Here is a 21,544-nt window from a genome sequence, read left to right as displayed (position 1 = left end):
GCACGCGCAGGCCTCAGCTTTCGCCTGCGCTCACCGCCTCGCGAATCGACTGCAGCGCCGAGGCATCCTCGATGGTCGGCAGATCGCCCGGGTCGCGCCCTTCGGCGAGCGCCGCGATCGCGCGGCGCAATAGCTTGCCGGAGCGCGTCTTGGGCAGCATCGGCACGAAGTGCACGCGCGCGGGCCGGCCGATCGCGCCGAGCTGGCGGTCCACCGTCGCGGCGAGCGAAGCCGCGAGCTTCTGTGCATCGGCGGGATTCGCTGCCGCATTCGCGTCGCGCAGCACGACGAACGCCAGCGCCGCCTGACCCTTCACCGCGTCGTTCACCCCCACCACGGCCACTTCCGCGACGGCCGCGTGCGACGAGATCGCCTCTTCGATCTCGCGCGTGCCGAGACGATGGCCCGCCACATTGATCACGTCGTCGGTGCGGCCGAGGATCGTCACGTAACCGTCGCTGTCCTGCACGCCCCAGTCGAAGGTCGAATACACCTGCTGGCCCGGCACGCTTTCCCAGTACGTGTTCACGAAGCGCGCGTCGTCGCCCCACACGGTCTGCATACAGCCTGGCGGCAACGGGTAGCCGAGCGTGATCACGCCTTTCTCGCCTTGTGCGCAGGGCTCGCCCGTATGTTCGTTGCGCAGCACGAGGTCGTAGCCGTAGCAGGGCACGCCCGGTGAGCCGAGCTTTTGCGGCAGCGGATCGACGCCGCGCTGGATCGCCAGCATCGGCCAGCCGGTCTCGGTCTGCCAGTAGTTGTCGACGACGGGTTTGGCGAGTGCATCCGAGATCCATTCGGCCGTGGGCTCGTCGAGCGGTTCGCCCGCGAGAAAGAGCGTGCGCAGGCTCGACAGATCGGCGCAGTGCAGCAGCGCCGGGTCCTGCTTCTTGAGCACGCGAATGGCCGTCGGCGCCGTGAACATCAGGTTGATGCGGTGCTGCTCGACGAGGCGCCACCAGATGCCGCCGTCGGGGCGCACCGGCGTGCCTTCGTACATCACCGTGGTCATGCCCGCGAGCAGCGGCGCGTAGATGATGTAGCTATGGCCCACCACCCAGCCGATGTCCGACGCCGTGAACATGGTGTCGCCGGCGTGTCCTTCGAAGATGTATTCCATCGATGCGGCGAGCGCCACCGCGTAGCCGCCCACGTCGCGCTGCACGCCCTTGGGCTTGCCCGTCGTGCCCGAGGTGTAGAGGATGTACGAAGGCTCGTTCGATTCGAGCCATTCGCAGGGAATCTGCACATCGTAGTGTTGCTCGCGCAGCGGCTCGTAGTCGACGAGATACGGCGCGTTCAGCCGCTCGGGCGCGAGCTGGCGGTCGATCAGCAGCACCTTGGGCGGCGGGTATTCGGCGCGCGCCATGGCTTCGTCCACGAGTGGCGTGTAGTCGATCACCTTGCCGCCGCGCGCCCCGGCGTCGGCGCTCACGAGCAGCACGGGCTTCGCGTCGTCGATGCGCGCGGCGAGGCTCGGCGCGGCGAATCCGCCGAACACCACCGAGTGGATCGCGCCCAGGCGCGCGCAGGCGAGCATGGCAAAGACGGCCTCGGGAATCATCGGCAGATAGATCAGCACGCGCTCGCCGCGCGCGACGCCGAGCGAGCGCATCACGGCGGCCATGCGGTTCACTTCGGCGTGCAGGTCGGCGTAGGTGTAGCGCCGCTCGATGCCGGTCTCGGTCGAGACGTAGACGAGCGCGTTCTGGTGAGCGCGCGACGAGAGGTGACGGTCCACGGCGTTGAAGCACAGGTTCGTGCGGCCGCCGCAGAACCAGCGCGCAAACGGCGGATTCGAGCGGTCTAGCACCTGGTCGAACGGCGTCTCCCAATGGATGCGCTCGGCCTCGCGGCGCCAGAAGTCGTCGGGGTTCGCGACCGACTCGCGGTGAAAATCGCGGTAACGCATGACTACCTTCCTCCCGTGCTGATGGTGCAGCCGTTGGCCGATCTGGCGCAGTTTTTCAGGATAGTGCAGTGCAATGCGCGCGGGCAACGCGGGTTCTCCCGCGGATTCTCTCCCAGATTTCCGCGTACGGGCGCATGCGGCGCGCCCGCCGGGCGCGTGGGAAGCCCACGCAGCCCGGCCTGGCGTTCAGCCGTCGATTTAGGGATGCTCGAGACGCGGCAGCGGTGCGACGCGCCAGCGGCGCAGCCAGAGCCGGGCGGCATCGACAGTCGCATCGAGTTGCGCGCTCACCGTGCTCGACAAGCCCGCGCCGTAACAGTCGCTGCCTTGCGGCTGCACGCCGATCAGCACGATCTCGCGCGGCGAGCGGCCGCTCAGCTGCGCGCAGGCCAGCGCGTCGGCGAAACCCATGCCAGGCCGGCTCGGGCGGCGCATGTAGAGATGTTCGGCGGCCGCATCGCCGGTGAGGATGCGCAGCGTGCCCGGTTCGAGCCCGAAATCGATTGCTGTGAGCACGATCAAACGCTGCGTGGATTCGACGACGGGCAGCAGCGCGCGGCCGCGCGTACCGCCTTCCACGAGTTCGACCTGCGCGGGGCATTGCCAGGCCGCCTTCAGCCGCTCGAGCGCGAGCACGCCCAAACCGGCGTCGCCCCACTGAACGTTGCCGAGGGCGAGCACGACCACCCGTTGCGGCGCGAGGGCCTGACGCTTCGCGAGCCCGGCCAGTGCGCGGCGCGCGAACGCGCGCACCGCGCCGTCGTCGCGCGCCGTCCGCGGCATGGCGCCGATTTCGCGAGGTCGATGTAGGTGAAGGATCACGTTGAGGGCTGATTGGAAGGCTGGGGAATAGGAATAATCCGAGTATTCCGACCAACTTCCGTTGACATGGATCAAGCGAGAGAGGCTTTAACCTGATAAAGACATTGTTTTGCAATACTCATCGATTCGCTGTCGGCGCACTGTGCGGGAAGCGCTAACACTCCGTGTGCGCACAGCAACAAAAAAGGGAACGCCAAACTGGCGTTCCCTTTTTGCTTGCGCTGTTGCGTAGCCCGGCTGGCAGTACGCGCCGTCACGGCGCCATCACGTGCCTGGTTTGACGACCACCGTGCAGGTCGTGCCCGCGGCGAGGACCATGTCGTCCGGCACCTTGTCGATGTGGATGCGCACCGGCACGCGCTGCGCGAGGCGCACCCAGTTGAAGGTCGGGTTCACGTCGGCGAGCAGTTCGCGGCTTTGCGGATTGTCGCGGTCGTAAATGCCGCGCGAGATACTCTCGACGTGGCCCTGGAGTGTGCCGCCGCTCATCAGCTTGATGTCGGCCTTGTTGCCCACCTTCACGTGCGGCAGCTTGGTTTCCTCGAAGTAGCCGTAGACCCAGAACGAATGGCTGTCCACCACGGCAAGCTTGGCCTGGCCCGAGATCGCGTAGTCGCCCTGGAACACTTGCAGGTTCGTGATGTAGCCGTCCACCGGCGAGACCACGCGCGTGCGTTCGAGGTTGAGCTTGGCTGCGTCGAGCGCGGCGATTGCCTGCTGGTACTGCGCCTGTGCCGAATTTGCCGTATGCGAGGCGTTTTCGCGGTTTTCGGCCGAGACCACTTCGCTGTCCATGTCGGCGCGGCGGCGCGCGTCGTCCTGGCGCATCGTCAACTCGGCCTTGCGCGCGGCCACGGCGGCCTCGGCCTGCTCCACGGCGATCTGATAGTGCGACGGGTCGATCTGCATGAGCAGGTCGCCCTTGTGCACGAACTGGTTGTCCTTCACGGGCAACTCGACCACGGCGCCCGAGACGTCGGGGGCGATGTTCACCACTTCGGCGCGCACGCGGCCGTCGCGGGTCCACGGCTCGTCCATGTAGTGAACCCACAGGACGCGCCCGACCAGGATGGCGACGACGAAGATGATGGCCGTCGCGATAAAGCCAATGAGGTTGCGGATTGTCATGATTCGGTTGATCCGTTCAGCGATGCATGCAGCGACGCATTTAGTGATAGACCGCGAGACCGAGCAGGCAGCACACGACCACGAGCAGGCTCACGCGAAAGAGGGACGGGTGCCACACGACGCGGTAGAGGCCGGTTCGGGCCAGTACGGAATCGAGCACCCAGGTGATCGCCGCGCCCAGAATGAAGAGCAGCACGATCGCCGGGATATAGGCGTCGAGAAACGCGACGTCACGAGGCATGGTTGGCTCCTTGGCTCGCGCCAGGGTTCGCGCTTTCGTTGCCCGCATACGCCGCGAGCGGCGATTGCGGGTCGATGAGCGCGGTGCGGATGAAATGCAGATGACTCTGGATGCGCTGCAGCTGGTGGCGCTCTTCGCGCGGCGCGTCGCCACGCTCGGCGGCGCTCGTCGCTTCGGGTTGCCACATGCCTTGCAGCACGACCTGGCTTGCGTCGATCGCGCGAGCCGTCGCGGCGAGCGCGTCGCGGTAACGCGCTTCGCCCGGGCGATCGAAGAGCGCGCTCACGGCTTTGAGCGTCGCGTCGATCGCCACGCGCCACGCCGTTCCCCGTGCGTACTGCGGATGCGCGGGCAGCGTGGCCAGTTCGTGGCGCAGATCGAGCGCGGCGTTGCCCACTTCGAGCGTCGAGAAGAGCCAGCGCATCGTGTCGCGGCGTTGCGCGTCGTCGTTGCCGGCGATCGCCGAGAGCTGGAACATCAGGTCGCGCGCGCCGCTCTCGAAGCGGTTGCGCAGTCCCTTCAGGCGCGCGCGGCAAGCGTGCACGGCGCCGCCGCGCAAGTCGGCCAGCAGTCGCCGGCGCAGCCACGGCGTGGAAGGCGGCAGGAGCACGGCGAACGCCAGCGCCGAGACCGCCATCGACGCAATGAGCGCGAGCGCGTCGTTCATGTAGCTGCTCGGGTTGTACTGCACGACGTTGTCCGGCCCCGCGAGAAAGCACAGGAAGATGCAGTAGCCCACGCCGTACCCCGCGTACTTCGGGCGCGTCGTGAGGAACACGCCGAACGCGAGCGCGGGGGCGAGCGCGACGCACAGCATGACGAAGCCGTCGATGTGCGGAAACACGCCGAACGTGAGAATCATGCCGACGACCGATGCGAGCACGGTGCCGAGCGCCATCTGCGTCGCCATGCGCGAGGGCTGCGGCGCGGACGAGGCGAGCGCGCAGGTCGCGGCGGCATTGAGCACGAGGTTGGTGCCGCTCGGCCACGCGGTGGCGATCCAGAACGCGCCGAGCAGCGTCATCACGACGGCGGCGCGCAGGCCTGCCACGCCCGCTGCGATCAGGTTGGTCTTCGGCACGTAGCGCGAAATCCATTTCTCGCGCGAGTGCGTATCCACGGCGAGCGAGGCGTAGGTGGCCGTGTACTCGGTCATCTCGTGCACGAAGCGGTAGAACAGCTCCGTGGCGGTGTCGAAGTCGAGCAGGCGCGCATCGCCTTGCGCTTCGAGTTCCGCGCGCGTGGCGCGCACGCGCCGCGGCAGCGCCGAGCGGTAGTCGTCTAGTTGCTGCGAGACGTGCGTTGCGTCGGCGGCCGTGAGCACAGGCTCGCCTGCTTTGGCGAACAGCGGCGCGATCTCGCGGAAGTACGGTTCGAGCGCAGCGACGGTGGCAGAGGAGCCGTCCGCGCGCAGACGGTTCATCAACTGATGCAGCGCGTGAAAGCGCGTGGAGACCGTCATGAACTCGGTGTTCAGGCGCGCGAGGCGCCCCGAGCGCATGCGCGCGTCGGGCGACTCGAACACCGCCATGCTGCGGTTCGCTTCGAGACCCACGACGTCGGCGACGAAGCGCGCATTGCTCGCTTCGATATGCGAACGATCGACACGCCCGGCAAGCGCCGCCGAAACGTAATCGACGAACGACGAGAAGCGGCGCCGCACGTTCGAGCGCAGCAGCTCGCCCGTAAACTGCGGAAACACCACGGCGCTGACGAAGCCCGAGCAAAGGATGCCGATCGAGATTTCGCCCACGCGCGTCATCGCCGACATGAACGCGCCGTCGGGATGCTGCGAGGCCGGAATGCCGATCAGCGCCGCCGTGTAGCCCGCGAGCACGAAGCCGTACGAGCGGAAGTTGCGGTTGCGCGCGGCGCCCGCGGTGCACAGGCCGACCCACAGCGCCGTCGAGACGATGAAGAGTTCCGGCTGCTGCGCGAAGAGGCCGATCAGCGCGAGCATCACGACGAGGCCCACGAGCGTGCCGCAAAGCCGGTAAAAGCTCTTGGCGAACACGGGACCGCTTTGCGGCTGCATCACGATGAACACGGTGGTCATGGCCGTGCGCGGCTGTGGCAGATCGAGTTTCATGGCGATGCCGAGCGCGAGCAGCGCGGCGGCGATCGCCTTGAAGAGATAGATCCACACGAGGCCGTCGGTACGCGCCCAGTCGGCGAGCGCGGCGTAGAGGCTTTGGCCGCCCGGCTGCGAAGGGGAGGAGGTGGACGCTTGCATCGTCGTCTGCCTCAGTGCGCCGTGCCGGCTGCGCCGGCATTGCCCGATGCGCTCGCATCGGCGGCGTCGGGGCCGGACGAAGCATGCGAGCCATGCGGCGCGAGCAGCGCCGCGGGCATGAGCGGCACGTCGCGCGTCTTCTTGCCGTGCGCGGGCAGTTGCTCGGCTTCGGTTGGGCCCTTTGCTGCGGCATCGCTCGATGCGTCGATCATGCCGCCGCCCAGCGCCGCCACGAGCGTGGCATGGGCGGCCAGCCGCTCGGCCTGGATGTGCGCGACGCCTTCCTGGGCGCGCAGCAACTGCGTTTGCGCAATCAGCACGTTCACATAGTCGGTCAGGCCGCGGCGGAAGCCTTCCTGTGCGAGATCGTAATTGCGCTGCGCGGCCGCGACCGAGCGGTGTGCGTCGTATTCCTGCGTCGCGAGCGAGCGCATGCGCACCACCTGATCGGCGATTTCCTTGAGCGCGGTGACGATCGTCTGGTTGTACTGATCGACGGCGATGTCGTACGCGGCGGACTGCGCGCCGAGCTGCGCGCGCAGGCGTCCGCCGTCGAAGATCGGCAGCGAGAACGCGGGGCCGCCCGCATAGCTGCCGCTCATCGACTTGAGGAACTGGAACAGCGGGCCGGCCGCCGCGTAGCCGCCCATCGAAACGAGCAGGTTCACGTTCGGATAGAAGTCGGCCTTCGCGACGTCGATGCCGCGCGCCTGCGCGGCGACGAGCCAGCGCGCCGCGACCACGTCGGGGCGATAGCCGATCAACTGGGCGGGCAACGCCGAGGGCAGACCTGCAGGCGCCGCGAGCGAGAGCGCAGGCCGCTCGATCGCTTCACCGGCGCCCGGGCCCTTGCCCGCGAGCGCCGCGAGTTGGTTCTTGCCGAGCGCAATGGATTCTTCGAGCGCGTCGATCTGGCGTTCGTATTCGGGCAGCGGCGTTTGCGCCTGGCTCACTTCGAGCTGCGTGCCGATGCCGCCGGCCAGGCGCTTTTGCGCGAGCGCAAGAATGCGTTGCTGCTGGCCGAGCGTTTGCTTCGCGATGTCGAGCAGCGCGTAGTTCATCGACATCTCGATGTAGGTGCGCGTGACATTGACTTCGAGTTCGAGCTGCGCCGCGCGCGCGTCGGCGGCGGTGGCGTGGGCTACGTCGAGCGCGCGCTCGGCATTGTTCTTGTCCTGGCCCCAGAGGTCGAGGTGATATGACAGGCCGAGCGTGGCTGTGTTGTTCCACGTGTTCGCACCCGCGAGCTGGCCCGGCCCGTAGTAGACGTTGTCGGACCATTGCTGGCGCTGGATGGACATGCTGCCGTTGATTTGCGGCAGGAGCCCGGCCTGGGCCACGCCGACCATCGAGCGCGCTTCGCGCACACGCGCCTGGGCGGCGGCAAGCGAGGGGTTGCCGGCCACGGAGGCTTCGATCCAGGCATTCAGCTGAGGGTCGTTATAGCCGCGCCACCAGTCGCTGGCGGGCCAGCCGGCGTCGGTGTTGGCCGCGCGGATCGCCGATCCGGCGTCGAGTTGCGCGGCTTGCGCCTGTTGCGCTTGCGGTGCGATGCCCCCGGTACTGGCGCAGCCCGCGATTATCAACGAGAACGTAAGAACCGTGAGTGCGGCTAGTCCTTTCGGTACCGGAGACTGCACGATTTACTCCTTATCTTGGCTATGAATCACTGCGTGTCATTATATTTTTTGAGCGATTGATGAATAACCGGTAAGGATGCAAGGCATTTTTACGAAACGTGAGACAATCGATCTTACGAATTATGAAACAATTCGTGTGTCAGAAAGAGGATTGGTATGGATACGCTTCAAAACATGCGTGTATTCGTCCGGGTGGTGGAGGCGGGCAGCTTCACGGGCGCGGCGCAATACCTGAACACGACCACGGCTTACGCTTCGCGCGCGGTTTCCGATCTGGAGGCGCACCTGCGCACGCGCCTGCTGAACCGCACGACGCGCCGCATTGCGCTCACCGAGGCGGGTGAGCGCTACCTGCAGCGCTGCGAGCAGATCCTCGCCTACGTGGATCAGGCCGAAGCGGAAGCCGGCGACGCGCATGCGCGCCCCTCCGGAAAGCTCAAGGTCCACGCGATGACGAGCTTCGGCCAGCACTATGTGGTGCCGGCGGTGGGGCAGTATCAGCAGCGCTATCCGGACGTGCATGTGGAACTCACGCTTGCCCAGCGCATGCCGGACCTGCTCGACGAGGGCTACGACGTGGCCCTCGTCGTCGCGACCGATCTGCCGGATTCCGGTTTCGTGTCGCAGCGGCTGACGAGCGCGTTCAGCATCGTGGTTGCCTCACCGGCGTATCTGGAAAAGCGCGGCGTGCCGCAAAAGCCCGCGGATCTCGCGAACCACACCTGCCTGCAGATGGTGACGCCCGTGTTCCCGACCTCGCAGTGGCAGTTCACGGGCCCCGAAGGCGAGGCCACGATCGACCTCGGCCCGGCGACCTTCCAGGTGAACGTGGCGGAGGCGATGGCGGTGGCCGTGCGCGAGGGCATGGGCGTGGGCCTGCTGCCGATCTATTCGGCGATCAGCGGTCTGCGCAGCGGCGAGCTGCAATGGATCCTGCCGGAGTACAAGTCGCAGGAGATGAACGTCTTTGCGGTTTATCCGTCGCGCCAGTATCTCGACGCGAAGATCCGCACGTGGGTCGAGCTGCTGCGCGAGAGCATGCCTTCGACACTCGCTCGGGATCACAACGAGCTGCGCCAGTTCGCGCGCACCTGAGCGCAATCAAATGGCGCGCGGGCCGTGACAGCCTGTTACAGCTTGCGCAGATGGCAACACTTCCTTACGCCCGGCGGCGCGGTGGCTTGGTAAGGTAGCGGGACTGTTTCACGCAACCCAATTTACGCCAACACCGGAAACTCGAATGGATACGCATCTGATGATCGGCATCGCCGTGATGATGGGCCTGATCGGCATCGCGGCATCGCGCGATCTGCTGCGCATGCGCCGCGCGCAGCTCCAGCCCGCGACGCTGCGCGTGCGCCGCGACGACGCACGCATGCACTAAAGCCGCGGGTTTGCCTCGCTAGATCTCCACCACCTTGTCCCAAGCAAAGGCCGGATTCTCCGGCCGCCCCGTGCGGCGGTCGCGATAGCCGCGCGGATTGCACACCACGCGGGTGCCGTTGACCGTGTAGTCGAAGCACGTATGCGTGTGGCCATGTATCCATAGCGCGACCGGCGCGCGCACGAGCGCGCCGAGATCGCTCACGAATCCCGCCGACACCAGATCCTCCGCGTAGCGCGGCGCCAGACTCCCTTTATGCGGCGCGTGATGCGTGACGACGATCGTCTCGCCCGCGAAGGGCTTCGCCAGTTCCGCTTCGAGCCATGCGCGCGAACGCGCGTGGAGCGCGAGCGAGTCGGCCGGCGTGAAGTCGCGGGCACCTGCTTGCGGGCTGTCCGGCCAGGACACCTGGATCAATCCGCGAAAATCCAGCATCACGCGCATCGCTGCCGCTATGGCGGCTTCACGCGCGGCGTCGTCGGCGCCGAAGAGTGCGAAGTCGGCCCACAGCGTCGTGCCTAATACCCGAAAGCGGCCCGCCGGATCGACGTAGACGCCATCGTTGAGGAAATGCACGTTGTCGAGCGTGGAGGCGGCGTCGCGCATCGCCGTTTCCAGCGCGCCGAGATCGCCGTCGTAGTACTCGTGATTGCCGGGCACGTACACCACCGGCACCTGCGGATCGAACGTTTCCGCCGCCCAGCGCAAGCCCAGCCCGTGATTGTGGATGTCACCCGCGAGCACGACGAGATCGGCCTGCGCATGCGGGATCGTGTCGGGCTCGTCGTTTTCCAGATGCAGGTCGGACAGCACGCGGATCTTCAACACGATGTCGGCTCCTTGCGTCCCGCGCGTTCAGCGCAGCACTTTCCCCGGATTCATCAGATTCAGCGGATCGAGCGCGGTCTTGATCGCGCGCATCAGCGCGAGTTCGACCTCGCTCTTGTAGTGCATGTTCTCGTCGATCTTCAGCTGCCCGAGGCCGTGTTCCGCACTGATCGTGCCGCGATGGCGATCCACGCTGTCGTAGACGATGCGGTTCAGCGTCTTCTCGTTTTCGGCGAGGAAGCGCTTCGGGTCGCCGCCTTCGGGCGCCTGCACGTTGTAGTGCAGATTGCCGTCGCCGAGATGGCCGAAGGTGACCATGCGCGCGCCGGGCACCGCGCGGGCGATTTCGGCGTCGGTTTCCTCGATGAAATGGCCGATGCGCGAGATCGGCACCCCGATATCGTGCTTGATGTTCAACCCTTCCTGCGCCTGCGCGAGCGGAATGTGCTCGCGGATATTCCAGAACGCCTGCGACTGCGCGAGGCTTTCCGCGACCACGGCGTCTTCCACGAGACCTTGTTCGAGCGCTTCTTCCATGAGCCGCTCGAAGAGGGCGCGCGCGTGCTCTTCGCTTTCGTTGTCCGACAGTTCGAGCAGCACGACCTGCGCGTGATGCTCCGCGAACGGATAGCGCAGTTGCGGGAAATGACGGCCGACGAGCGCCATGCAGAAGTCCGACATCAGCTCGAAGCCCGTGAGCAGCGGCCCGGCGTAGCGCTGCGCGAGCGCGAGGAAGTCGAGCGCCGCATGTGCCGAGCCGAGCGCGGCGAGCGCGGTGACGCGCGCGGCCGGCAGCGGATGCAGCTTCATGACGGCGGCGGTGATGATGCCGAGCGTGCCTTCCGCGCCAATGAAGAGATCGCGCAGATCGTAGCCGGTGTTGTCCTTGCGCAGCCCGCGCAGACCGTCCCAGATCTCGCCTTGCGGCGTGACGACTTCGAGGCCGAGACACAGCTCGCGCGTATTGCCATAGCGCAGCACGCCGGTGCCGCCCGCGTTGGTCGAGAGATTGCCGCCGATCGTGCAGCTGCCTTCGGCCGCGAGCGAGAGCGGGAAGAGGCGGCCCGCATCTTTTGCGCGCGCTTGGACTTCGGCGAGGATCACGCCGGCTTCGACGGTGATGGTGTTGTTGTGCGGATCGATTTCGCGCACGCGGTTCAGGCGGCGCAGGCTCAGCACGGCCTGGGTGCCGCTCACGTCCGGCGTGGCGCCGCCCGCGAGGCCGGTGTTGCCGCCTTGCGGCACGAGCGCCACGCGATGCTCGCGCGCGAGCTTCACGATCGCGGCGACTTCCTGCGTATTGGCCGGGCAGAGCACCGCGACGGCCGCGCCCTGGTAGCGGCGGCGCCAGTCGGCGAGGTAGGGCGCGGTATCGTGCGCGTCGGTCAGCACGTATTGCGCACCGATGGCGGCGGCGCAGGCGTCGAGAAAGGCTTGGCAGGCGGTCGGGGCGGAGTCGGTCATGGTGTCTCGGATATACGCGCCTGGGCTGGCTCGCGGCGCGATTGTCATGAAGTCGCGAGGCTCAAACGTTTAGTTTGACACGGCGGTAACCTTCACGCAGCGCTCGTGGACGAGGCGGTCGCGGCGTGGAAGGCCGTCGCTTAGGCCGACTCGCTTTTAGCGGACTTTGCGGCGGACTTCGCGGCACGCTTTGCCGCGCGCTTGTACGGCGCGACATAGGCAAGCGCACACGCGAAAAAACCAAGAGCCAGCGCGACTTCCACCCAGCCGAGCCGGTTGCCGGGCGCGGGATCGGTCATGCCGCGCACGATGCCTTCCGCGAAGTACAGCAGCACGAGCATCGCCGCCCATTGCAGCGTGTAGAGCCTGCGTCGCAGCACGCCAGGCAGCGCGATGGCGAGCGGCACGGCCTTGAGCACGAGCGCGCTGCCGCCGGGGCGCAGCGGCGCGAGCCGCCACTCCCACGCAATGCACAGCAGCGTGAGCGCGGCGAGCATCGCAAAAGCGCCGAGCGCGGCGCCGCGACGCTGGACGATGGGCTCGGCGACGCGGTCCACGCCGGTATTCACAGCCGCTGGCCTTGCTCGGTGACGGCGAGTGCGAGCGCCGCGCGCGCAAGCCGCACGCCCAGCGCGCTCGCGAGCGTCTTTTCATCGGCGCTCAAACCGTGGCCGCGCGCGTCCTGGCGCGCGTGATGCGAGGCGCCGTAGGGCGAGCCGCCGCCCTGCGTGGTCGTGAGCGCGCTTTCCGTGTAGGGGATGCCCACGAGCAGCATGCCGTGATGGAGCAGCGGCAGCATCATCGAGAGCAGCGTGCTCTCCTGGCCGCCGTGCAGGCTGCCCGTCGATGTGAACACGCAAGCGGGCTTGCCCGCGAGCGCACCCGAAAGCCACTGCGGCGTGGTGCCGTCGAGAAAGTATTTGAGCGGCGCGGCCATGTTGCCGAAGCGCGTGGGCGAGCCGAGCGCGAGGCCCGCGCATTCTTCGAGGTCGCGCAGTTCGACGTAGGGCGGGCCGTCGGCGGGGATGTCGGGCGCGGTGGCCTCGCAGACCGTCGAGACGGGCGGCACCGTGCGCACGCGCGCTTCGGCGCCGGGAACACTGTCGATACCCTGGGCGATGGCGCGCGCGAGTTCGCGCGTTGCGCCATGCCGGCTGTAATAGAGCACAAGAATCGGTTTCATCGGGCCTCGTCGGTGGACGGGATATTATAGGGGTTGGGTCTGCCGCCGCAGCGGCGCACCGGCGAGCGACGCGCATCTTACGCGCAAATCATCGGCAAATAGGTACACTGCGTGCGCGCCGGATCAGAGGCAAAAAAACGGCGTCAAGCAAGCGCGGCAATCAACGTGTTCACGGTGGCGAGGAAAGCAGGCCAATGGATGTGCTGTCGAGGGTGAGGATCGATCTGGACATCGTGAAGCGCCTCGCGCGTTTCGCGGCGCGGCGCAGTCGCGAAGATCGCATTGCGCAGGTCGCGGGCAGCCTCACCTTCACCACGCTGCTTTCGCTCGTGCCGCTCGCCACGGTCGCGTTTGCGCTTTTCACCGCGTTCCCGATCTTCGCTTCGTTCCAGAACTCGCTGCAGGCCTTTCTCGCCGACCACCTCATGCCGGCGCAGATCAACAGCCAGATCTTCAAGTACCTGAACCAGTTCGCCTCGAAGGCCAAGGGCCTCACGACGATGGGCATGATCGTGCTCTTCGTCACCTCGGTCATGACGATGATGACCGTGGAGTCGGCCTTCAATCTGATCTGGCGTGTGCGCAAGGCGCGCCCGTTCGCGCAGCGCGTGCTCGTCTACTGGGCCATTCTCACGCTCGGGCCGATCCTGATCGGCGTGAGCCTCTCGATCTCCTCGTACGTGTTCACGCGTTCGGCCGTGATCGCGACCGAGCAGCACGTTTCGGGCATCCTCGACTGGATGCTGATCGGCGCCTCGCTGCCGCTGACGTCGCTCGCGTTCACGATGCTCTATGTGTATCTGCCGAACTGCCGCGTGCAGTGGCGCGACGCATTGGTTGGCGGCATCGCAGCGGCGATCGCATTCGAGGCGGCCAAGCGTGGCTTTGGTTACTACGTGCGGCGTATTCCGACTTATACGGCTGTTTATGGCGCCTTCGCGGCCGCGCCGATGTTCCTGCTATGGATGTACCTGAGCTGGTTCATCACGCTCGTGGGCGCGATGATCACCTCCGCTTTGCCCGAAATCCGCACCGGGCGCTTCGATCGGCCGCGCTTTCCGGGCAGCGATCTGCTCGACGCGCTCGAACTGCTCGCGGGTCTCGCCGATGCGCGGGAAGCGGGCGAGCCGGGCCGCACGACCGAGCAGCTCGCGCAGCTGCTGCGGCGCGACCTGGCCACGGTCAGGCGACTGATCGACGGCCTCGAGGAGGATGAACTCGTGGGGCGTCTCGAGCAGGAGGAACGCGCGAAAACGCTGTTCCTTCTGATCGGCAATCCTGCGCGCATTTCGGTGACGCGCATCTTCGACCGCTTTGCGATCGATCGCGCGGAACTGGCGTATCAGCTCAAGTCGAGCAGTATCGACGCGCACCTGCTGCTGGGTGCGCTCGACAACGACAAGCTCTCGATTTCACTCGCGTCGCTGCTCGCGATGCGGCGTCTCCCGGCGCTCACGGCGGAGCATCCGCCAGTGCTCCCGCATCCGGCGGCATGACGAGGCGGCGCGCCCGTGACAGGCGCGCCGTCGCATCAAATTCGAATCAAAGGGAAATCTTGCCGCGGCAGATATCCGCGAACATGACCCAGTCGCCCATCAAGCTGTAGATGGGGTGACGGAACGTGGCCGGGCGGTTCTTCTCGAACTTGAAATGGCCGACCCACGCGAAGCCGTAGCCGCACACGACGGCAAGCGGCAGCCAGAGCCAGTTGCCGGTGGCGATCGCCATGCAGACGAAGCCGATCACGCCAAGCGAGCCGATGAAATGCAGCCGCCGCGACATGAGATTGCTGTGCTCGCTCAGGTAAAACGGATAGAACTGCGCGAAGCTCGAAAAGTGCTCGGTATGCGTGGTGGGTTGCATCGTCTCCTCCTTTCTGCGCGGGTACGCAGGGGATGGTTGATTGAGCCATTCTGCGGCGTTCCAAACGACCGTGCAACCCGGGCAAGTCACCGCCGTCAGCCGTTGCCCACGCGCGGTGTTTGCTGCGTTGCAAAAGCGTAGAGCGCATCGAGCGTCGCATCGGGCTGCTCCGTCATCAGCGCGTGGCCGGCGTCCAGCGTGACCGTGTCCACGGGCGTGCCCGCTTGGGCGAGGGCGTCGGCGAGGGCGCGCGCAGCGCGCGGGGGCGTCATCGCGTCGCGCTTGCCGACGATCAGGCGCACCGGGCAGCGGACTTTCGCGGCGCTGGCGAGGCCGTCCGCATAGGCATTGCACGCCGCGAAATCGGTATGAAAAAGCTGCGGCTCGCCGCGCGCGGAGACGCGCTCCATGAGCCGCTGGTTCATGCCGCGCAGCCAGAAACCCGGCCCGGGGCTCGACGGCTTGGCGGCGAGCGTCGAGTGCGACCACGCGTTGACGAGCGCGATCGCCTCCGGCTCGCGCTCGCGCGCGGCTTCGAGCAGGGTAGGCGCGACCGTCATCGGGAACGCGGTGGCGAGCAGGGCGATGCGCTGCGCGCGTTCGGGATGGCGTGCCGCGAATTCGAGCGCGACGAGCGAGCCCATGCTATGGCCGGCGACGAAGGCCTGCGGGGCGTTCAGCGCGTCGAGCAGTGCGGCGAGCCAGTCGGCGAGCGCGCCGATGCTCGTGAGCGCCGGACCCGCGCTGCGCAGATGGCCGGGCAGATCGACGGCCAGGGCATTGAAACCGTGGTTGGCGAAATAGCGCGATTGCAGCGCCCAGACGCTGTGGTCGTGCTGCGCGCCGTGGACGAACACCGCGAACGGCAGCGCGTGGTCGATCGCGTGCGAGGCCGTGTAGACATAGACCGGTTTGCCGGCGACATCGACGATCATGACGCCTCCTTGCCGGCGGACTTGCCTTTCGATGCGTCCACTTTTTGCGACGCCTTCAGTGCGCGCTTGAGGTCATCGACCAGGTCGGCAGGGTCTTCGAGCCCGATCGAGAGCCGGATCGTGCCCTCCGCGATGCCGGCGGCGGCCAGTGCCGCGGCGTCCATGCGGAAATGCGTGGTCGAGGCGGGGTGGATCACGAGTGAGCGCGCGTCGCCGACGTTGGCCAGATGCGAGAACAGCGTGAGCGCTTCGATGAAGCGCTTGCCCGCCGCGCGGCCGCCGCGCAGATTGAAGCTGAACACCGCGCCCGCGCCACGCGGCAGCAGGCGCTTCGCCAGCGCGTAATCGGGATGGCTCGGCAGTTCCGGCCACGCGACCGATCCGACCGCCTCGTGCGCGGCGAGATATTCGACGATGCGCCGCGCGTTCGCCACATGCCGCTCCATGCGCAGCGGCAGCGTTTCGATGCCTTGCAGCAATTGCCACGCGGCCTGCGGATGCAGGCACGCGCCGAAGTCGCGCAGGCCCTCGCGCCGCGCGCGCAGCAAGAAGGGCGCGACCGTGCTTTCCTCGCTGAACACCATGTCGTGAAAGCCCGCATAGGGTTCGGTGAGTTCGGGAAAGCGGCCCGACGCTTCGAAGTCGAACGTGCCGCCATCGACCAGCACGCCGCCGATCGTCGTGCCATGGCCGCCGAGGAACTTGGTGGCCGAGTGATAGACGAGGTCGGCGCCGTGCTCGAAGGGGCGCAGCAGGTAAGGCGTGGTGAACGTCGAATCGACGAGGAGCGGCACGCCATGGCCGTGCGCGATCTGCGCGACGGCTTCGATGTCGAGCACGTCGAGGCCCGGGTTGCCGAGCGTTTCGCCGAACAGCAGGCGCGTATTGGGCCGCAGCGCCGCGCGCCAGGCGTCGAGGTCGCCGGGCTTCACGAAGGTCGTCTCGATGCCGAAGCGCTTGAGCGTGTAGTGCAGCAGGTTGTGCGAGCCGCCGTAAAGCGCCGCCGAGGCGACGATGTGCGAGCCCGCGCCCATCAACGTCGCGATCGCGAGATGCAGCGCCGCCTGGCCGCTCGCGGTGCCGATCGCGCCCGCGCCGCCTTCGAGCGCGGCGACGCGCTCTTCGAACACGGCGACGGTCGGGTTCGAGATGCGCGAGTACACGTGGCCCGCGCGCTCCATGTTGAAGAGCGCGGCGGCGTGGTCGGTGTCGCGAAACGAGAACGAGGTGGTGAGGTAGATCGGCGTCGCGCGGGCGCCGGTGGCGGGGTCGGGCGCCGCGCCCGCATGCAGCGCGAGCGTGTCGAAGCGGCTATCGGGATTGGATGCGGGATTCGATGACATCGTGGCGGCGCGCCGGCGCGAACCGGCCTGGTATCGAGGTGAAGGGCATCGTAACACCGGCGGCGGGGCGCGGGGACGCCCGGCCGGGCGTTTTTCGGGCCTGATGGGGCGCGCCCCGCGTGGCCGTTTTCGCGCCGGAAAACCCCTCGCCACGGCTTTCGACAGACGTTTCGGTACGCCGCGGAGGGCCCGCCGCGCGGCTTTCCTTTTAACAATCTTTCCGCTAGGATCGAATCAGGTAGGCATCTTTTCAGCATTTCCCCCATTACTAGCGGCATTCCTGGAGACACATCATGCGTGTCAGCGACATCCTCAAGGTAAAGGGCAATACGCTCTACACCGTCACGCCCGACACTGCGCTGAACGAGGCAGTCAACACCATGGCCGAGCACGATATCGGCTCGCTCGTCGTCATGGAGTACGGCGATCTGGTCGGCATGCTCACGTTCCGCGAGATCATCCTCACGCTGCGCGCAAACGGCGGCAGCGTCGGCACCACGACGATCCGCAAGGTCATGGACGATCATCCCATTACCTGCACGCCGGAAACCGAGGTCGACGAAGTGCGCCGCATGATGCTCGAGCACCACGTACGCTACCTGCCGGTCATGGAAAGCCGCTCGCTCATGGGCGTGATCTCGTTCTACGACGTGGCGAAGGCCGTGGTCGAAGCGCAGGGCTTCGAAAACAAGCTGCTCAAGGCGTATATTCGCGACTGGCCCGAAGAGGAGCGTCAGCCGGCGCGCTGAGCGCAGCCCGTCTGACGCCTGGTTGGTGAGCATGAAAAAGCGCGCGTAATGCGCGCTTTTTCGCGTCTGGATCCCATGAATTCCGTCAGTGCGATTCCTACTCGATGAACGATAGACCGATGCCCGCGGCGCAGCGCGACAAGCGTAAAGCGCACCATGAGGGTGACCACGCTTCGCAGTTCGCGCTGCTGCGCCAGCGTCGTTTCGCTCCGTTTTTCTGGACGCAGTTTCTCGGGGCGATGAACGACAACGTCTTCAAGATCGGCTTCACCTCGCTCGTCACCTATCAGGCCGCGCGCTTTTCCGGCGTCGATCCGAAGACGGTCGCGTTCCTCATTTCGGCCATATTTATCTTGCCGTTCGTGCTGTTTTCCGCGACCTCGGGCCAGGTCGCCGACAAGTACGACAAGGCGATGCTCACGCGCTGGGTCAAGACCTTCGAGATCGCGGTCATGCTGGTCGGCGCGGCCGGCTTCTGGATGCACAGCGCGCCGCTGCTGTACGCGTGCACTTTCCTGATGGGCGTGCATTCCACCGTGTTCGGGCCGGTCAAGTACGCGTACCTCCCGCAGCGCCTCGCGCCCGATGAACTGGTTGGCGGCAACGGGCTCGTCGAGATGGGCACGTTCGTCGCCATCCTGCTCGGCACGATCGTCGGGGGCGTGGCGGCGGGTATCGGCGCGATGGATCCCGCGTCGGCGCATGCGGACCTCGGGCCGCCCCTTGGTGCATGGTGGCTCGGCGGCATGTGCATCGTCATCGCGCTAGTGGGGCGCGTGGCGTCGGCCTTCGTGCCGCCGTGCGAGCCGTCGCAGCCGGACCTGCGCATCAACTGGAATCCGGTTTCCGAGACCTGGCGCAACCTGCGCCTCGCGCACGGCAACCGCACCGTGTTCCTGAGCCTGCTCGGCATTTCGTGGCTCTGGTTCGTGGGCGCAACGTTTCTCGCCTCGTTCTTCAATTTCGCGAAGGACGTGATGTCGGCCGACCCCGACGTCGTGACCGTGCTGCTAGCGATGTTTTCGCTCGGCATCGGCTCGGGGTCGCTGCTCTGCGAGCGGCTCTCGCGGCGGCGCATCGAGGTGGGCCTCGTGCCGCTCGGCTCGATCGGCATGAGCGTGTTCGGCATCGATCTCTTCTTTGCGAGCCACGCGTTGCCTGCCGCGTCCCATCTGCTTTCGGTGGGCGAATTCCTGCGCATCGCCGCGCATTGGCGCGTGCTCGCCGACCTGTTCCTGCTCGCCATGTTCGGCGGCTTCTACAGCGTGCCGCTCTACGCGTTGATCCAGAGCCGCAGCGCGCCCAGCCACCGCGCGCGCATCATCGCCGCGAACAACATCCTCAATTCGCTCTTCATGATCGTCTCGGCGCTCATGGCGATGGCGCTCACATCCGCGGGCGTCGGCATTTCCGGCATCTTTCTGACCACGGCGCTGCTCAATATCGTCGTGGCGGCCTATATCTACACGCTCGTGCCCGAGTTCCTGCTGCGCTTCGTGGCGTGGGTGCTCGTACATACGGTCTACCGCGTGCGGCTCGTGCATACCGAACGCATACCGGCCGAGGGCGCGGCAGTGCTCGTCTGCAATCACGTGAGCTATGTCGATGCGATCGTCATCATGGCCGAGAGCCCGCGGCCGATCCGCTTCGTGATGGATCAGCAGATCTTCCGCTCGCCGTTCTTAGGCTGGGTGTTCCGCCACGCCAAGGCCATTCCGATTGCGCCCGCGCACGAGGACCCGAATGCGCTCGCCGCTGCCTACGACGCGTGCGCGGCCGCGCTGGCCGAGGGCGACCTCGTCTGCATTTTTCCCGAGGGCAAGCTCACCCGCACCGGGGAGATGAACCCGTTTCGCCACGGCGTGAGCGAAATCTTGCGGCGCTCGCCCGTGCCGGTCGTGCCGATGGCGCTGCGCGGGCTGTGGGGCAGTGCGTTTTCGCGCTTCGCGGGGTCCGGCCAGGAGCGGCCGCTGCGACGCGGTCTGACGAGCCGTTTGACGCTCGCGGTGGGCGAGCCGATCGCGGCGGCGGACGCTACGCTTGAGCGCTTGCAGGAGACGGTGACGGAACTGCGCGGCGCGCGGCGCTGACGCCGGACCACGCGCCGTCCAAACCGGCGTCACGCCGCCGCTTCTCACCCGGCGCTCGCCCGACAGCCCGACCGCCCGGTCGGGCGTCGCCGCGCGCGGGCTGGCATAATATTGGATTCCCCGATTCACTTTGGACGACCGCCATGTCCGGCAACACGCTCGGTACGCTTTTCACCGTCACCACCTTCGGCGAATCCCACGGCCCGGCCATTGGCTGCGTCATCGACGGCTGCCCGCCCGGCATGGCGCTCACCGAAGCCGACATCCAGATCGACCTGGACCGCCGCCGCCCCGGCACGTCGCGTCACGTGACGCAGCGCCAGGAAGAGGACAAGGTCGAGATTCTCTCGGGCGTGTTCGAAGGGCTCACCACGGGCACGCCCATCGCGCTCCTGATCCGTAATACCGACCAGCGCAGCAAGGACTACGGCAACATCGTCGAGACCTTCCGTCCCGGTCATGCCGACTACACCTACTGGCAGAAGTACGGCATTCGCGATTACCGCGGCGGCGGCCGCTCGTCGGCGCGCCTCACTGCGCCCACTGTCGCGGCGGGGGCGGTGGCGAAGAAGTGGCTGCGCGAGCGTTTCGGGGTGGAAGTGCGCGGCTACATGCGCGCGCTCGGCGAGATCGACGTGCCGTTCGTCAGCTGGGAGCACGTGCACGAGAACCCGTTTTTCGTGCCGAACGCCGACGTCGTGCCGCAGCTCGAGGACTACATGGATGCGTTGCGCAAGGACGGCGACTCGATCGGCGCGCGCGTGAACGTGGTGGCGAGCGGGGTGCCGGTAGGCTGGGGCGAGCCGCTTTTCGACCGGCTCGATGCCGACATTGCGCACGCCATGATGGGCATCAACGCGGTGAAGGGCGTGGAGATCGGCGCGGGCTTCGCGAGCGTCGCACAGCGCGGCTCGGTGCACGGTGACGAACTCACGCCCAACGGGTTCCACGGTAATCACGCCGGCGGCGTGCTCGGCGGTATTTCGACGGGGCAGGACATTACCGTCTCGATCGCCATCAAGCCGACCTCGAGCATCCGCACGCCGCGGCGCTCGATCGACAAGGCGGGCGATCCCGCAACGGTCGAGACCTTCGGGCGCCACGACCCGTGTGTGGGCATTCGCGCGACGCCGATCGCCGAGGCCATGCTCGCGCTCGTGCTGATCGATCACGCAATGCGCCACCGCGCGCAGAATGCCGACGTCGTCGTGACGACGCCGAAGATCGCGGCCAGCGACGAGTGATGCCGATCGCTGCGGCGTGAGCCGCACGCGTTGCGCAGGCAACAAAAAATCCGCTTCAGGCTCACACCTGAAGCGGATTTTTTTCGCCTATCGGACTTACATGTTCGGATAGTTCGGGCCGCCGCCGCCTTCGGGCGTGACCCACACGATGTTCTGCGTCGGGTCCTTGATGTCGCAGGTCTTGCAATGCACGCAGTTCTGCGCGTTGATCTGCAGGCGGTCGCTGCCGTCGTCGTTCTTCATGAACTCGTACACCGCGGCCGGGCAGAAGCGCGCTTCGGGGCCCGCGTAGGTGCGCAGGTTCACGTTCACGGGCACGCTCGCGTCCTTGAGCGTGAGGTGCGCGGGCTGGTTCTCTTCGTGATTCGTGTTCGAGATGAACACCGAAGACAGACGATCGAACGTGAGCTTGCCATCGGGCTTCGGATACTCGATCGGCTTGCACTGCGAAGCGGGCTTGAGCATCTCGTGGTCGCGATGCTGGT

The 21,544-nt window shown here is 66.8% G+C and carries 20 protein-coding genes; 6 read left to right on the top strand and 14 right to left on the bottom strand.

Features of this window, described 5'->3' with window-relative positions:
- Positions 1–13 precede the first annotated feature (13 nt).
- The 6 genes from BFD71_RS34265 to BFD71_RS34240 all read right to left on the bottom strand — a co-directional run bounded on the left by BFD71_RS34265 (position 14) and on the right by BFD71_RS34240 (position 7,976).
- The gene (locus BFD71_RS34265) at positions 14–1,912 is read right to left on the bottom strand and encodes a propionate--CoA ligase (RefSeq protein ID WP_069268665.1); all 1,899 of its coding nucleotides are present in this window, start codon (positions 1,910–1,912) and stop codon (positions 14–16) included.
- Positions 1,913–2,110: 198 nt separating this feature from the next.
- Positions 2,111–2,695: a hydrogenase maturation protease gene (locus tag BFD71_RS34260; protein ID WP_069268664.1), complete on the bottom strand. Its 585-nt coding sequence runs from the start codon at positions 2,693–2,695 to the stop codon at positions 2,111–2,113.
- Between the two features lie 303 nt (positions 2,696–2,998).
- Positions 2,999–3,862, bottom strand: a complete 864-nt coding sequence (locus BFD71_RS34255) for an efflux RND transporter periplasmic adaptor subunit (RefSeq protein ID WP_069268663.1) — start codon at positions 3,860–3,862, stop codon at positions 2,999–3,001.
- A 40-nt stretch (positions 3,863–3,902) separates the two neighbouring features.
- Positions 3,903–4,103: a DUF1656 domain-containing protein gene (locus BFD71_RS34250; protein WP_042271036.1), complete on the bottom strand. Its 201-nt coding sequence runs from the start codon at positions 4,101–4,103 to the stop codon at positions 3,903–3,905.
- Positions 4,093–6,336, bottom strand: a complete 2,244-nt coding sequence (locus BFD71_RS34245) for an FUSC family protein (protein WP_069268662.1) — start codon at positions 6,334–6,336, stop codon at positions 4,093–4,095. The genes BFD71_RS34250 and BFD71_RS34245 overlap by 11 nt, the downstream gene beginning before the upstream one ends.
- 11 nt (positions 6,337–6,347) lie before the next feature.
- Complete coding sequence (locus BFD71_RS34240; RefSeq protein ID WP_069268661.1) at positions 6,348–7,976, bottom strand: efflux transporter outer membrane subunit; 1,629 nt, start codon at positions 7,974–7,976, stop codon at positions 6,348–6,350.
- Between the two features lie 156 nt (positions 7,977–8,132).
- On the opposite strand from BFD71_RS34240, the gene BFD71_RS34235 reads away from it, so the two are divergent.
- Both BFD71_RS34235 and BFD71_RS41665 read left to right on the top strand, forming a co-directional pair.
- Positions 8,133–9,071, top strand: a complete 939-nt coding sequence (locus BFD71_RS34235) for a LysR family transcriptional regulator (RefSeq protein ID WP_069268660.1) — start codon at positions 8,133–8,135, stop codon at positions 9,069–9,071.
- A 145-nt stretch (positions 9,072–9,216) separates the two neighbouring features.
- Positions 9,217–9,360, top strand: a complete 144-nt coding sequence (locus BFD71_RS41665; protein WP_169739136.1) for a hypothetical protein — start codon at positions 9,217–9,219, stop codon at positions 9,358–9,360.
- Positions 9,361–9,378: 18 nt separating this feature from the next.
- On the opposite strand, the gene BFD71_RS34230 is transcribed toward BFD71_RS41665, so the two are convergent.
- From BFD71_RS34230 to wrbA, 4 genes are all read right to left on the bottom strand, one after another.
- Positions 9,379–10,185 carry a metallophosphoesterase gene (locus BFD71_RS34230; protein WP_069268659.1) on the bottom strand — a complete coding sequence of 269 codons (807 nt, stop codon included), beginning with the start codon at positions 10,183–10,185 and terminating at the stop codon, positions 9,379–9,381.
- A gap of 30 nt (positions 10,186–10,215) precedes the next feature.
- Positions 10,216–11,652, bottom strand: a complete 1,437-nt coding sequence (locus BFD71_RS34225; protein WP_069268658.1) for an FAD-binding oxidoreductase — start codon at positions 11,650–11,652, stop codon at positions 10,216–10,218.
- Positions 11,653–11,792: 140 nt separating this feature from the next.
- On the bottom strand, positions 11,793–12,149 hold the full coding sequence (locus BFD71_RS34220) for a DUF2069 domain-containing protein (protein ID WP_069268699.1): 357 nt from the start codon (positions 12,147–12,149) through the stop codon (positions 11,793–11,795).
- A gap of 68 nt (positions 12,150–12,217) precedes the next feature.
- On the bottom strand, positions 12,218–12,835 hold the full coding sequence (gene wrbA, locus BFD71_RS34215; RefSeq protein WP_069268657.1) for an NAD(P)H:quinone oxidoreductase: 618 nt from the start codon (positions 12,833–12,835) through the stop codon (positions 12,218–12,220).
- 194 nt (positions 12,836–13,029) lie between these two features.
- Between wrbA and BFD71_RS34210 the strand changes: the two genes are divergently transcribed.
- A complete protein-coding gene (locus BFD71_RS34210; protein ID WP_176732996.1) occupies positions 13,030–14,331 on the top strand; it encodes a YihY family inner membrane protein in 1,302 nt (433 codons plus the stop codon).
- Positions 14,332–14,377: 46 nt separating this feature from the next.
- On the opposite strand, the gene BFD71_RS34205 is transcribed toward BFD71_RS34210, so the two are convergent.
- From BFD71_RS34205 to BFD71_RS34195, 3 genes are all read right to left on the bottom strand, one after another.
- On the bottom strand, positions 14,378–14,698 hold the full coding sequence (locus tag BFD71_RS34205; RefSeq protein ID WP_069268656.1) for an Mpo1-like protein: 321 nt from the start codon (positions 14,696–14,698) through the stop codon (positions 14,378–14,380).
- 95 nt (positions 14,699–14,793) lie between these two features.
- Positions 14,794–15,633, bottom strand: coding sequence for an alpha/beta hydrolase (locus BFD71_RS34200; protein ID WP_069268655.1), 840 nt, complete (start codon positions 15,631–15,633; stop codon positions 14,794–14,796).
- A complete protein-coding gene (locus tag BFD71_RS34195) occupies positions 15,630–16,976 on the bottom strand; it encodes an O-acetylhomoserine aminocarboxypropyltransferase (RefSeq protein ID WP_069268654.1) in 1,347 nt (448 codons plus the stop codon). Before BFD71_RS34195 ends, BFD71_RS34200 begins: the two co-directional genes overlap by 4 nt.
- Before the next feature lie 293 nt (positions 16,977–17,269).
- Here BFD71_RS34195 and BFD71_RS34190 point away from each other — a divergent pair, with 293 nt between their 5' ends.
- From BFD71_RS34190 to aroC, 3 genes are all read left to right on the top strand, one after another.
- Positions 17,270–17,725, top strand: a complete 456-nt coding sequence (locus BFD71_RS34190; RefSeq protein ID WP_069268653.1) for a CBS domain-containing protein — start codon at positions 17,270–17,272, stop codon at positions 17,723–17,725.
- Between the two features lie 104 nt (positions 17,726–17,829).
- A complete protein-coding gene (locus BFD71_RS34185; RefSeq protein ID WP_069268652.1) occupies positions 17,830–19,815 on the top strand; it encodes an MFS transporter in 1,986 nt (661 codons plus the stop codon).
- Between the two features lie 143 nt (positions 19,816–19,958).
- On the top strand, positions 19,959–21,059 hold the full coding sequence (aroC, locus tag BFD71_RS34180) for a chorismate synthase (RefSeq protein ID WP_069268651.1): 1,101 nt from the start codon (positions 19,959–19,961) through the stop codon (positions 21,057–21,059).
- Between the two features lie 96 nt (positions 21,060–21,155).
- Here the strand turns inward: aroC and BFD71_RS34175 are convergent.
- Positions 21,156–21,544, bottom strand: a 389-nt coding sequence (locus BFD71_RS34175) for a 4Fe-4S dicluster domain-containing protein (RefSeq protein ID WP_176732905.1), incomplete at its 5' end; no start/stop codon positions are given.

The sequence above is a fragment of the Paraburkholderia nodosa genome, assembly GCF_001718195.1.
GTDB lineage: Bacteria > Pseudomonadota > Gammaproteobacteria > Burkholderiales > Burkholderiaceae > Paraburkholderia > Paraburkholderia nodosa_A.
Note: the sequence above shows the minus strand (reverse complement) of the source record. Positions and strands in the feature narration are given on the sequence as shown.